The sequence below is a fragment of the Thermotoga profunda AZM34c06 genome (genome assembly GCF_000828675.1).
GTDB lineage: Bacteria > Thermotogota > Thermotogae > Thermotogales > DSM-5069 > Pseudothermotoga_B > Pseudothermotoga_B profunda.
This window is the reverse complement of the sequence record NZ_AP014510.1, coordinates 923,526-936,698: the sequence shown is the minus strand read 5'-3', so window position 1 is coordinate 936,698 and position 13,173 is coordinate 923,526. Positions and strand designations below refer to the sequence as shown.

General features: G+C 38.4%; 14 protein-coding genes and 1 tRNA gene. All 15 read right to left on the bottom strand.

Annotated elements, in window-relative coordinates:
* Window positions 1-16 precede the first annotated feature (16 nt).
* The 15 genes from TSP02S_RS04490 to tig all read right to left on the bottom strand — a co-directional run bounded on the left by TSP02S_RS04490 (window position 17) and on the right by tig (window position 13,111).
* Complete coding sequence (locus TSP02S_RS04490; protein WP_232503774.1) at window positions 17-313, bottom strand: heterodisulfide reductase subunit A-like protein; 297 nt, start codon at window positions 311-313, stop codon at window positions 17-19.
* Between the two features lie 52 nt (window positions 314-365).
* On the bottom strand, window positions 366-578 hold the full coding sequence (locus TSP02S_RS04485; protein ID WP_041082210.1) for an ATP-binding protein: 213 nt from the start codon (window positions 576-578) through the stop codon (window positions 366-368).
* Between the two features lie 25 nt (window positions 579-603).
* On the bottom strand, window positions 604-894 hold the full coding sequence (locus TSP02S_RS04480; RefSeq protein ID WP_232503773.1) for an ArsR/SmtB family transcription factor: 291 nt from the start codon (window positions 892-894) through the stop codon (window positions 604-606).
* 182 nt (window positions 895-1,076) lie between these two features.
* A tRNA-Pro gene (locus TSP02S_RS04475) sits at window positions 1,077-1,154 on the bottom strand.
* Between the two features lie 89 nt (window positions 1,155-1,243).
* Window positions 1,244-2,074: a DegV family protein gene (locus TSP02S_RS04470; RefSeq protein ID WP_041082207.1), complete on the bottom strand. Its 831-nt coding sequence runs from the start codon at window positions 2,072-2,074 to the stop codon at window positions 1,244-1,246.
* A 21-nt stretch (window positions 2,075-2,095) separates the two neighbouring features.
* Window positions 2,096-2,965 carry an acetamidase/formamidase family protein gene (locus tag TSP02S_RS04465; RefSeq protein ID WP_041082206.1) on the bottom strand — a complete coding sequence of 290 codons (870 nt, stop codon included), beginning with the start codon at window positions 2,963-2,965 and terminating at the stop codon, window positions 2,096-2,098.
* Complete coding sequence (locus tag TSP02S_RS04460; protein WP_041084090.1) at window positions 2,962-4,269, bottom strand: replication-associated recombination protein A; 1,308 nt, start codon at window positions 4,267-4,269, stop codon at window positions 2,962-2,964. The genes TSP02S_RS04465 and TSP02S_RS04460 overlap by 4 nt, the downstream gene beginning before the upstream one ends.
* Window positions 4,270-4,310: 41 nt before the next feature.
* A complete protein-coding gene (locus tag TSP02S_RS04455) occupies window positions 4,311-5,231 on the bottom strand; it encodes an NAD-dependent epimerase/dehydratase family protein (RefSeq protein ID WP_041082205.1) in 921 nt (306 codons plus the stop codon).
* Between the two features lie 2 nt (window positions 5,232-5,233).
* Window positions 5,234-5,758, bottom strand: a complete 525-nt coding sequence (locus TSP02S_RS04450) for a metal-dependent transcriptional regulator (RefSeq protein WP_041082204.1) — start codon at window positions 5,756-5,758, stop codon at window positions 5,234-5,236.
* A gap of 4 nt (window positions 5,759-5,762) precedes the next feature.
* Window positions 5,763-6,350 carry a uracil-DNA glycosylase gene (locus tag TSP02S_RS04445; protein WP_041082202.1) on the bottom strand — a complete coding sequence of 196 codons (588 nt, stop codon included), beginning with the start codon at window positions 6,348-6,350 and terminating at the stop codon, window positions 5,763-5,765.
* 291 nt (window positions 6,351-6,641) lie between these two features.
* Window positions 6,642-7,925, bottom strand: coding sequence for a phenylacetate--CoA ligase family protein (locus tag TSP02S_RS04440; protein WP_041082201.1), 1,284 nt, complete (start codon window positions 7,923-7,925; stop codon window positions 6,642-6,644).
* Window positions 7,926-7,979: 54 nt separating this feature from the next.
* Window positions 7,980-8,783, bottom strand: a complete 804-nt coding sequence (locus tag TSP02S_RS04435) for a DHH family phosphoesterase (RefSeq protein WP_041082199.1) — start codon at window positions 8,781-8,783, stop codon at window positions 7,980-7,982.
* 10 nt (window positions 8,784-8,793) lie between these two features.
* Window positions 8,794-11,229 carry a DNA mismatch repair protein MutS gene (gene mutS / locus TSP02S_RS04430; protein ID WP_041082197.1) on the bottom strand — a complete coding sequence of 812 codons (2,436 nt, stop codon included), beginning with the start codon at window positions 11,227-11,229 and terminating at the stop codon, window positions 8,794-8,796.
* Window positions 11,230-11,235: 6 nt separating this feature from the next.
* Complete coding sequence (gene clpP / locus TSP02S_RS04425) at window positions 11,236-11,835, bottom strand: ATP-dependent Clp endopeptidase proteolytic subunit ClpP (protein WP_041082196.1); 600 nt, start codon at window positions 11,833-11,835, stop codon at window positions 11,236-11,238.
* A complete protein-coding gene (tig, locus tag TSP02S_RS04420) occupies window positions 11,822-13,111 on the bottom strand; it encodes a trigger factor (protein ID WP_041082194.1) in 1,290 nt (429 codons plus the stop codon). Before tig ends, clpP begins: the two co-directional genes overlap by 14 nt.
* Window positions 13,112-13,173: the final 62 nt, after the last annotated feature.

The following is a 13,173-nucleotide window of genomic DNA, read 5'->3' as shown; positions in this document are numbered from 1 at the left end:
TATGATACAACAAAACTCAGCTATTTTTGATCATATTCTTAATTGCTTCAATTGCCTGTTCTGTAGTCATATTTCTTATATCTACACCAACGTGTTTCGATCTGTCAAAATTACTCGTTTCAAAAGCATCCCTGTACATCTTTTTTTGCATCGCTGGATCACAACCCGCTACATACAGCTTTTCTATTTGATCGTCTTTTGTCAATGTTTTCAAGTAAGTATCTCCATCATCTGCGCACAGTTGTGGATGAAGTGCGACAAAATCAACCAAATTTTCTCTTCTTATAGCATTGAGCACTTCAAAAACATTCATTTGATGAAAAGACGGGCATGTACCTTAACAAACACACAGTAACAATCCCTTTTTACCCATGGACTTTCACCTCCGTCGAGTAAGTTATCGCGCCGTAGTCACAAAGTTTTTGACAACCTCTGCAAAACTCCACACATTCAAGAGGATTTGTGACAACAGGTTTACCATCCTTGATTGTGTAAACTCCATGAGGACAGAAATTTGCACAACTCAGACATCCAGCACATTTGTCGTAATCAATAACTGGATACCAGTTCTTTGCCATTCTATATCTCCTCCTTCTGTGAATATCATTTTTCAACGATCTTTTCAGCCAAATTTATGAGTTCCAGAATCCTGTTGTCCTTTAGGATTATTCTTTTTTTCTGCCCTTCTCTTCGCAACTCAATAATTCCAGCATTTTGTAAAATGGCTATATGCCTTGAAATAGTTGTTTTATCGATATAATTTGCCGCTTCAAGATCACACATGCAAAGATCTTGTTTTGCTATCTGTTTTATGATTTCAATCCTCCATTTGCATGCCAGGGCTTTAAAAATCTCTTCGACTTGCACAACTTTCCTCCTTTCACTGTTGTACAATTATACAACTATTTCCATGACAACACTTTGAAAATATCTTTAAATTAATCAGCAAGACGAATGCAAGAATACCCCTGCCTATTTTGTATACAGGAACATAATTTGTATCATTTTATGATTATGTATGATGAAAAATTGGTAGATGTGGTTAAAGAAGGGATTTTTTATATTTATATAAAAAATGGTCGGGGCGACTGGACTTGAACCAGCGACCTCCTGCTCCCAAGGCAGGCGCGCTAAGCCGTCTGCGCTACGCCCCGACACAAACCAATGAATATATTATCACAAAGAAGATATTTATCAAGATACCAAATGTTCAAAGACTTTGAAAATTGTTTGACAAAACAACTCAAGCTTTACCAACGAGAATTCCAAAAACCTCTGGCCCAGCATGTGCAGCGACCGCTGGACCTACACGAGCTAATCCATCACATCTATTGAATTTAGAAATCACATCCTGCAGAAGATCTTTCATACTGTCAAGACCATATCCCCCGTAAAGAACATAATTTTTCTCTGAGCCAATGAAATCTTTAATCAACGAAACCATGGTACTGACCAAATCTTTGTCATTTCTTGCAGTTGCCACTTTGTAGAGTTCTCCTTTTTCATCCAACGAGAGAATTGGTTTTATATTCAAAATTTTGCCAATAAAAGCACTCAATTTGCCTATTCTTCCGCCTTTCTTGAGGTATTCCAAGGTATTGAGCACAAAAAACATTGTCGAATTTCTGCTGTACTCATCAATAGCTTCTTGACAAATTTTTCTGTTGTTGAGTAGGTCATTGATCAATTTATCTAAGACATAAAAGATCTTACCACTAACTCCTCTTGAGTCGTAGACGTCAACTTTTTTGTTCAGATTGAAATTTTCAACCACCATTCTAATCATGTTGAAAGTTCCACTGAGTTTTTGAGAAAGTGTCAACACGATTACTTTACCGTATTTCTTGCAAAGTTCTGATAGTAACTCCGCCGTCTCTTTCACGTTCGGCAGGGCAGTCTTAACTCTCTTTCCGTCAATCATGTATTGATATATCTGTCTTTCATCTATGTCATATCTGTCTCTATATTCCCTTTCGTCCACATAGAGTCTCAAAGGAAGTATATGAACTGGCAGTTGCCATTTATATTCACTGGGATAGTCCATGCTGCTGTCAACAACTATTGCAACACTCATTGTATTGACTCCTCCAATCGATTAATGAAAAATTGTCTTTGGTATAAAAGCCCTGACTGTTTTATTTGGATCAACTAACTGACTCACTTGAATGTCTACCACAAGGCTTGCCAACATATAAACTTTGTCAAATGATATCTCAAGTCTTTCAGAAAGAAAATTCACAGCCTGCTTTGTGGCTTCTCTAAAAGCCTCATTTATGTCCGGCAAAGAAACCAATATGAAGTAACCTTTGGATGTTTCGACAATAGGCCAATCGATTTTCCTATCAACAACTTCTATTTTCACTGTCACTTTCGAGCCGACCTCACACGCAGAAACACATACCTCCCCATCAGACATCAGTGCATGAACATCGCCTAAAGCAAAGAGAGCACCATCTTGAAAGATTGGTAGGTAAATAATATTTCCCGATTTAACCTGCTTCGTGTCCATATTTCCCCCATGCCTATGAGCTGTGCCAGTTGGAAATTCACCTTCTTCTGGGGCCACACCAATTACACCAATCATCGGGTCTATCGGAAGTCTAAGGTTATCGAAACAGACCATATTGTTCTTAATTTCAACGATCTTAGCTTTGAAACCTTTAACAACATCGGGTAGTACACCAAAGCCCTCTTCGGCAACTATAACACCTTTATCGAAGATCTCTATATCCAAAATTTTAACCTTGAGAACTTTTCCAGAATATGCTTCTTTGATAAATACAGGTCCTGTTGCAGGGTTGACTTTTGAAAAATCAAGGTATGCTGTATCATTTTCGTCTTTGATTTGACCTCCCAGGGCGTCAACGGTTTCAAAGACTACTATTTCACCTGGTTCAATGGTTTCTACAGGTTTCATCAAAGATGAAAAAGCGTAAATACAATTCGATGATCTTATCTTCTTCATTTTCTTTCCTCCTGTGAATATTTTTCTTTCCCCCAGAGCTCTTCGAGTCTTTTTTTGATATTCGATTCTTTTCCAATGTCTTTGGGTAAATAGATCTTGACCTTTTTTAATTCATCTGGCATATAACTTCTTCTCACAAAACCACCGACTTCGTGAGGATAAATGTATCCTTCACCGTAGCCTGCGTTTTTCATCAATTTTGTAACAGGGTTTCTCAAAAAGAGTGGAACTTGAAGGTTAATAGATTGCTTTGCAACGTTTTTCGCCGTTTCAACTGCCAAGTAAACTGAATTACTCTTTGGTGCTGCCGCAAGATAGATCACAGCCTGGGCAAGATTCAATACGCATTCGGGTAATCCTACATATTCAACGGCTTGGGCTGCAGCCACCGCAACGAGTAGTGCCATGGGTTCAGCTAAACCTATATCTTCACTGGCAAGGATTATCATTCTCCTTGCAATGAACATGGGATCTTCTCCAGAATCGATCATTCTTGCCATATAATACAATGCCGCGTCTGGGTCGCTACCTCTCAAGCTTTTTATGAATGCAGAAGCAAAATCATAGTGTTCTTCAGATCTGTATCCTTGGGGTTTATAACTTGTACTGGTTTGTAAGATCTTTAGATCGAGTATCTTCTTGTCCATAGTCTTTGCAGTTTCAATTGCCATTTCAAGGGTATTGAGCGCAAAACGCGCATCACCTTGAGAAAGCTGAGCAATCGATTCAAGAACTTCTTCGTTAACTGATATTCCATAATTCGCGATCTTTTGGTCTACTATCAAGGCTCTTTTCATTATTCTCACTAAATCTTCGTTTGAAAGAGGTTTGAGAAAGATCACTCTGCATCTTGACAATAATGGAGGAATGATTTCAAAAGAAGGATTTTCTGTTGTTGCACCTATCAACGTTATCGTCCCATCTTCTACCTTGGAGAGCAAAAGATCTTGCTGTGCTTTGTTGAGACGATGAATTTCATCTATAAAAACCACCGTTTGTTTACCGTATTTTTTCATCTCCTGAGCTCGGTTCATAGCTTGCTTGATCTCAGCAGCGCCATGAAGCGCTCCACTGAATGAATAATATTCGGCATTCACATATTTTCTTATGAGTTCCGCAATAGAACTTTTTCCACAACCAGGTGGACCATACAAGATGCAAGAAAATATACTCCCTTTTTCAAGGGCTCTACGCAATATCCCATCTTTTCCCATCACATGTTGCTGACCAATTAAATCTTCAAAATTCTTTGGTCTGACCCTTTCTGCAAGAGGTTTGTATTCATCTACTTGTGGGTCGAACATCATTTAAGACCCCCAAGATGGGTAGGCGATTCACCTACCCATCATGCTTTAAAGAACTCAACAGTTTCTGCTAATCCCTCAGCAAGTGTTGTCGTTACAGACCAGCCCAATTCCGACCTTGCCTTTGATGAATCTAAGATACTTTTTCGTATATCGCCTTTCCTCGGTGGTGCATAGGTTGGTTGTCTTTGATAATTTGTTATCTGCGCGAGCATCTTGAAAAGTTCATTCACAGAAGTCCCAATACTCGTTCCTATGTTGTATATGCCACTCACGTTTTGATTCAAAGCAAGCAAATTGGCACGTACAACATCTTTAACATATACATAATCTCTCACATATTCACCGTCTCCAAAGATAAAAACTTCTTCATTCTTAAGCATTCTCGAAGAAAATATCGCGATGACACCGGCTTCACCGTTTGGATCCTGTCTTGGGCCATATACATTACCATATCTCAAAGAGACATAGTTTAAATTTTTTTCATTTTTGTAGAACTCAAGGTACATCTCGACAGATCTCTTGGCAATTCCGTAAGGAGAGATAGGATGAGGCACAGTCGCTTCGCTTGTTGGCACTGGTACACCTTCTCCATAAATCGCCCCACCTGTTGAGGAAAAGATGAATTTCTTTACACCGTATTTCACACTCTTCTCCAAAAGAATTAAACTTCCCAGGATGTTCACTTTAGCATCTTTTGCTGGTTCTTTCACAGAAACACTGACACTTGCTTGAGCCGCAAGATGGAACACAAAATCAAATTTGTGCAACATGAAAATACGTTCCATCATCTCTTCATCTTCAACACTCTGCTGGTAAAACAGAACATTTCGATTCAAGTTTTCTACTTTTCCAGTAGAAAGATTGTCAACTACAACGACTTTATAACCTTCCTGAGTCAGTGCATCCACCAAGTGTGATCCTATGAATCCAGCTCCACCAGTGACAAGAATATTAGGCACAATTAGTCACCTTCTTCTTCCTCTATCTCTGCTGCCTTTATATCTTCAAGGACTTCCTGTGGGAGTTGCTCCACGTTAACCAATTTTCTACTTTCTTCGATGAATTTTCTGAGATCTTTTGCCTTGGTTTCATCAAAATCGAGAATCAATCTGTAGAATTCTTTCACTCTTTCACGCGCTCGAGCTGTGAGATAGTGTGACAAATGCTTGGAGATCTTATCAGAAACATCGACAGGCACTCCTAACACATAATAAAAGAAGTTACAAATTCTCTGCTGCAGTACACGCATGATCTGTGCCTTACGTTTCCCTTTGTTTGTCAAAACTATGAGCCCATATTTTTCGTATTCGACATAACCAAGATCTGCCAAGCGTCTAACGGCGTTCGTAACACTTGGAAGACTTACACCTACTTTTCGAGCAATCGTACTGATTCTGGCGGCTGGTTGTTTTTGCTGAATTTCATAAATGATAGTTAAGTAATCCTCAAGTGCTGGTGTTAAAATTTTCTTTCTACCCCTTGCCATAGTCTTACCTCCCTTTGTACTGATCGAAGTATGCCCTTACTTTCTTTATATCCTGCCAAGTGAGATCCTTGGGTGAACCTTTTTCCTTTGAAGGATTTCTCAGCAGGAAACTTGGATGAAACATCGGAAAGAGTTTCTTTCCCCCTTTCCAATCTATTTCTTTACCTCTACATTCTGTGATTGAAAGATTCTGATTCAGAAAAAAAGACAAGGCAGTACTACCGAGTGGTACTATGATTCTTGGATCTACAATCATTATCTGTGCAAGGAGAAAATGACCACAGGCTTTTTGTTCATCGGGCTTGGGTGCTCTGTTATTCGGTGGTCTACACTTCACTATATTACATATATAGACATCTTCACGACTAATACTGACTGATTCAAGAATTTTTGTCAGAAGCTGTCCTGCTTTTCCAACAAAGGGTCTTCCTGTCTTGTCCTCTTCTTCACCTGGTCCTTCACCAACAAACATTATTGGAGCATACAAACTACCTTCACCAACAACCACATTTGTTCGACCTGTATGAAGAGTACATGCTGTACATTTAGCTACTCGTTCAGAGATGATTTCTATGAGTTGTTCTCGAGTCATTTCATATTCCTCCTAAAGGTATATGTGAAACAGTGTTTAACCTGAATAGATTTTTTCTATTTTTATTTTATCACCAATACTATATTTTAGTCCTGTCAATCATGATTAAAGTTCAACTAATATAACCAGGAAACATAGCCATGATTAACAGACCATAGCTTGCAAAAATCAAAGGAATTTACTCGATCTCTGAAATGGTCACTCTCCATTTCTTGTGGAAGTCGACATGAGATAGGTATTCAAACTCGATTTTGACATTCTTACCCAGAAGATTTGGCAGTATTTCCTTTATCACTTTTTCATTTTTTCATTTTCACGATCCTCTTGACCTATGAGTCTGACAATGAAATATTCCAGATCTTTTTGAACCAGTTGGACATATTTGATACCTCTCAACCTGTCTTTTAGATTATCAACCCAAAAATTGGCAAAAGAAACCGGTGGGATCTTCTTGCCATTTGAGCATCTTATTATATCCCCACACCTTCCCATTACTTTCTTAATTAGGGGAAACCTTCTGCCACATGAGCATGCAGAATGATCCAATATCACCAGATCCTCAGTATCATATCGAAAGAAGACAAATGCACTATTAAACAAAGATGTCGTGATCACCTTGTATATACTTTCATTCTCCTCTGTCTCTCCAATCTTGACGAATTCAGTATAACCAAACTCTTGATTGAGATGAAGGCCACTGTGTTTGTCACATTCTGTTGCAATTATAGTGTGTTCACCATTACCGTATGTATCAAAAACTTTTGAGCCAAATGCCAATTCGATCTTCTCTCTTTGTTTTGGCAACAAAACCTCTGAAGAAGTTTGTATTGCCTTTGGTTGGTGAACAGAGATTTTTCGCTCGATTATATAGTCTGAAAGTATTTCCAAACAAGAAGGAAAACCGCGAATAGCTGTTGGTTTCATTCTATTCAAAATATCCACATATCTGTTCAAAGTATTTCCATCCATGTTTGATGTGTCAAAATAGACTTCGTTGTTTATCCTTTCACAAAAATAATTTAGTCTTTTTGCTTTCTTTGTTACAACACCTCCACGAAAGACAAAGATCAAATCCTTCGGTTTCACGCCAGCCCAATACCATTGCCTCTGAATACATGCAAGTGCAGCTAAATAAGTATTTTCTGATACATAAAAACTCATTGGCAATCGCGTAGTTCCACCAGTCTTAAGCAAAATTCTGTATCCATCATAGTTTTTGGGGATTAGATCTTCAAAATTCCTATTAATCTCCTCACGCGTGAGAACAATCCGTGGTAATACAGATAAATCTGTGAAATCTTGGAATTTTTTCGGATTAAAACCATATTTTGTAAAAAGCTCGTTGTAATAAGGTACATTCTCATAAGCATACAATAATAAATCTCTCAACCTCTCAAATTGAAGTAACAGGAGATTCTTTTCGTCCCACCATTGTGTCTTCATCAATTCTCTATAAATATAAATATTTGCATAACGTAACCCTCTATTATAAGGAAAAGGTACCGCGTAAAAAAAGAGAGAAGTGGCTGGTTTTCTCACAAATTCAGGTAAATGATCGTAAATATACCTGATCAAGAATTATCCCCCCTTGTTATTTAAAAGATTCAATTTTCTCTTTGATTCATAATCTCACAACGTCTTCAGTAAATCGATAATCAGATCTACGTCATAAAAGTCAAATAATTTGCCGGCTTCACGGTTTGAGAAGTTTCTCAATAACTGTTGATATATCTTCTGAACAAGGTTTTTTCTGCAATAAATCCAAATTCCCCATGGAAGCCTTCCAATTATTATCGAAAGACCCAAAGGGAACATGAGTAAATCAACTATACAAAGGAATTCATCGTCACTCTCACATTTCACCAAGCCTATCTTGAATCTCTGCTCAATGATTTGTATCTTTGAAAGTATATCGACGAATCTCTTAGTATCTTCTATTTTGCCAAATAATATGACATCAAATACTTCTTCAAGAATATGATTGCCTAAAAATTTTGCCAAATACTCTATTTCCTCAGATCGGGCTGTTTTCAAAAAACCCGTATCGGTAACAAGTGCGACGGCAAAGGCAAACAGGATCTTTTCGTCCAACTGCATTTCTTTGCTCAAATCATAGAGATTCATCACATTTGCCGTTCTCTGTCGAACATGTGCAAAATCTGCTTTACTCAAGAATTCTGAACAATAACTGGCATGATGATCAAAAACTCTGTAGTTGTAAACATCAAAAGGCACTTTTTGTGGCTCGCACGTATCGTATACATAGAAACAATGAACTTGTTCTGGGAAAAAATTTTGGACATTCAGCTTCTTCATCAAATTCAAAACAGTCGAATCAGGGTTGTCGACATAGATCCCCCCACCTATCGTTCGATAGCCCCAATAGGCACTTGCAAAACTATCGGCATCCGCATTGGTATGCGTTAGGTGCAATATCGGTATATCACCACAACGCCGATTGATCCGGATGCACCTTCTTTCTCTTCAATCTCTTGAGTTTCTCGGAACTAACAACTCTTAGTTTGTCTTCAAGTTCGCTCTTAGTTACAATGACATCAAGCACTTCTCTTGCTCTTTGAACGATATCCTTTGGAAGTCCGGCTATTGCAGCAACTTCAATACCATAGCTTTTGTCAGCCACTCCATCGATCACTTTGTGCAAAAAGACTACACCAGATTTTTCTTCAACTACTTGTACAGTTTTGTTCTCAACGCCTTCATACAATCTGGCCAGTTCTGTCAGTTCTGTGAAGTGTGTAGCAAAGATACATTTACATCCTATCTGGTTATGTATATATTCAGAAACCGCCCACGCAATACTTATACCATCGAAAGTGCTCGTACCCCTGCCAACTTCATCAAGTACAACCAAACTGTCCTTCGTAGCCTGATGAATTATCTTTGCAACCTCGTTCATTTCGACCAAAAAGGTACTCTTGCCAGATTCTATGTCATCACGCACACCCATTTTTGCGAAAATTCTATCAAAAACCGGCAAAATAGCCTCATCGGCTGGAACAAAACTACCAATCTGAGCCATCAAAGCGATCAGAGCTACTTGGCGTATGAAGGTTGATTTGCCACTCATATTTGGTCCAGTTAATATCACGAAACTCTTCGATCGATCCATGAATAAATCATTTGGAACGAAGTTGTCAACGAGTTTTTCCACTACAGGATGTCTCGAATTCTTCAAATACAAAATCCCATCTGGCTGAAATTTTGGTTTAGTATATCCATAACGCGTAGCAGCATAAGCCAGCGAAGAAAGAACATCGATAGACGCAAGAAAATCGGCCAAATTCATGATTGACTCTATTTTCTCCAATATCTCAGAGCAGAGCTTCCCGTAAAGTTCCTTCTCACGCTTTTCAAGTTTTTCCTTGGCTGTCAGTATCTTTTCTTCAAAATTCTTCAATTCTTCTGTTATAAACCTCTCTGCATTTACAAGAGTTTGTTTCCTGACATAGTCTTTTGGAACTTTCGAAAGATGTGATTTTGTCACTTCTATAAAATAACCAAATACGGTATTATAACCTACTTTCAAATTTGGTATATTCGTTCTCAATTTCTCTTTTCTTTCAAAGTCTTTTAGTAACTCCTCTGAATGATAAACAAGTTCTCTGAGCTCATCGAGTTCTTTATCATAGCCAGCTCTTATTACTTTGCCTTCTCCAATGATCATAGATGGGTCTTCCTCGATAGCTTGATTGAGTTTCTCACATAGGTCTTCAAGGCAATCTATTTGAGCAATATGTGAAAAACATTCGTTGCTCAAGAGAACTTCTCTTATATATGGACAAACCGACAAAGTGCAACGCAAAGCAACAAGATCTTTTGGAGATGCCTTACCATAACGAATTCTTCCGGCAATTCGCTGAATATCTTTGACGGCACTCAGGTACTCCCTAATCTCACTCAACAACAATTGATCATTGACCAGGGCTTCAACCATGTCAAGCCTTTCTACAATCTTTTTCAAATCTCTCAAAGGTTGCAAAATCCAAGTTTTCAAAAGCCTTGCACCCATTGGACTTTTTGTAAAATTGAGCACGTCAAAGAGGTTCTTACCTTTTACCCCTGGTAACAACCCAAGATGTTCTATAGTTGAAGGATCCAGAAAAATATAAGATTGATCCCTGAGAATTTTAGGAGGCTTGAGGAACACATTGTTCACCATCAATGTAAATCGAAGGTATCTAACTAAAGCACCAAAGGTTTGCAGATTCTCACCAAGCTCAAAATGGTCAATAGTTGAGACACCAAAAGCTTCTGCGATATCCTTTTCAACATTAGTGCCACTCAAGTGCCAATCCGAAAGAGTTTCTATCATGATGTTATTGAATCTTTGCTTCAAATCATCTCTCAGCGACAAATCACAAAGTATCTGAGAAACCTTTATCGATTCAAGAAAATCCAATGTTGCTTGAAAATCATCAAATGAAGTTGCGAAACTCTCACCAGTTGAAACGTCTACACCGGCAATCGTATATCGAGAATATTTACATAGGGCAACAAGGTAATTGTTCGATTCCTGTTCGAGTAATTCATCTTCCAGAACTGTACCAGGTGTGACGATTCTGGTAACTTCTCTTTTGACAAGCCCTTTTGCAACAGCAGGGTCTTCGAGTTGGTCGCATATCGCTACTTTGTATCCAGCTTGCACAAGCTTCTTGAGATAAACGTTCACAGCATGATAAGGGACGCCCGCCATTGGTGCACCTTGTCTGTGTGTCAATACGAGATCGAGTATCTTGGATACAAGTTGGGCATCTTCAAAAAACGCCTCGTAAAAATCACCGAGGCGAAAGAGCAAAATTGCATCTTTATACCTTGATTTTATTTGCATGTACTGTTGCATCATTGGTGTGAGTTTCAAATAGTCTCACCTTCTCTTTGGTTCGATCACCCTATCTATTAATCCATAGTTCAAAGCTTCATAAGCATCCATGAAAAAGTCCCTGTCCGTATCCTTTTCTATTCGTTCGAATGGCTGACCAGTCTTTTCACTGAGTATATTATTTATCAAATTCTTTATTCGAAGAAGTTCTTTCGTTATTATCTCAACATCTTTGACCGGTCCTTCAGCGCCACCGAGTGGTTGATGGAGCATTATTCTCGCGTTCGGCAATGCAAATCGTTTTCCCTTAGTGCCGCTTGTGAGCAATACAGCAGCCATCGAAGCAGCTTGTCCCACACAAATCGTCGTTACATCGCATTTCACATATTGCATCGTATCGTATATCGCAAGGCCAGCTGTCACCGATCCTCCAGGACTGTTTATGTAAAGTTGAATATCCTTATCTGGATCCTCTGCCTCGAGAAATAATAATTGTGCTACCACAAGATTTGCCGTGTGGTCGTCTATTGGGTATCCAAGAAAAACTATTCGATCTTTCAAAAGTCTTGAATAGATATCATAAGCTCGTTCATATCTACCAGTGGTTTCTATAACAGTCGGAATTAATTGATCATTTATCTTCATGTTCCTTTTCCTCCTTTTGTAATTCCTCTGGTTTGATGTCTATTACCTTGGCTTTTTCAAGAATTATGTCTGCTACCTTTCTTTTCAACAATTCCCATCGAACATCGTTGGAGATATCTTGACGTGATTTCAGAATTGATTTAGCTCTATCAACCGAAATTCCCCACGCAACTGCCAGATCTTGTGCCTGCGCTTCTACTTCTTCGTCTGTCACTTTCAGATCATTTTCACGCGCAACCTTTTCTATCGATAGAGTTCTCTTGAGATCAGTTAAGTAATAGTTTTTCAGAGCCTCCTTGAGCTTTTCGGGATCATTTTCATGATCTTTGAGCAATTTTTCATATTCTTGTTTGTCTTGTTTAATCTTTTCGAATGCACGTTCTACAAGTTCAGCTATCGTACGTTCCGATATCAACAGTTCTGACTCATTTGCCAAAATATCAATCACTTGATTTTGGAGAAATTCCTTCATGTCTCTTTCATAAAGTTCAGATCCTTCTTTTTCAAGTGCTTCTTTGAGTTGTTGAAGTGTTTCATATTCTGTACCAACGGCCTTTGCAAGTTCATCAGAAATATCGAGCAATTTTCTCTTGTTAACCTGCTCAATTTCAATTTTGTAATGATAAACCTTGTTTTTTCCGAAATCTCTATCGAATTCAACCACATCGCCTGCTTTCTTACCAACGACCTCTGTCACAATAGGTCTGTCATCTTCTTTGTAAAGTACATATTCGTTGATTTTTTCGTTCATTACTACCTTATCATCTGTTGTTATGGTCATCTTTACCCTTACCATATCTCCAAAATCGGCCGGACCTTCTTTGGGTTCTAATACGGCATGAAATTCTTGTAATTCCTTAAGCCTTCTTTCAACATAACCATTGAGAGTCGATGGTTTATCGAGTCTCTTTAGCTCGAATTCTTCAAATGGTTTTATCACTATTTCTGGTTTTTTGTGAATCTGCAGAACCAACTTCGCGCCATCCTTGCTAATCTCAAAATCTTCTAAAATTGGTGATAAAAGCAATTCTTCACTAATATCGATTTCTTCTGAAATTTTCTGCCAAAGTATTTCGAGCATCTCAGATTTTATCGTTTCAGGATAGCGCATTCTCAAAAGGTGCTTAGGTGCTCTCCCTTTTCTGAAGCCAGGGATATCTACTCTGTCTGCGATCTGTTTAATAGCATTCTCTTCCGCTTGTGCAACCTCGTCCTTCGTAAAAGTGTATTCACAGACAACTAAATTTTTTTCCTGTGTCTTGATATTCTTTTGCATCGTATGACCTCCTTGAATGTTTTCCGTTACATTATACTACATCTTCATTAAGTTCAGTACCC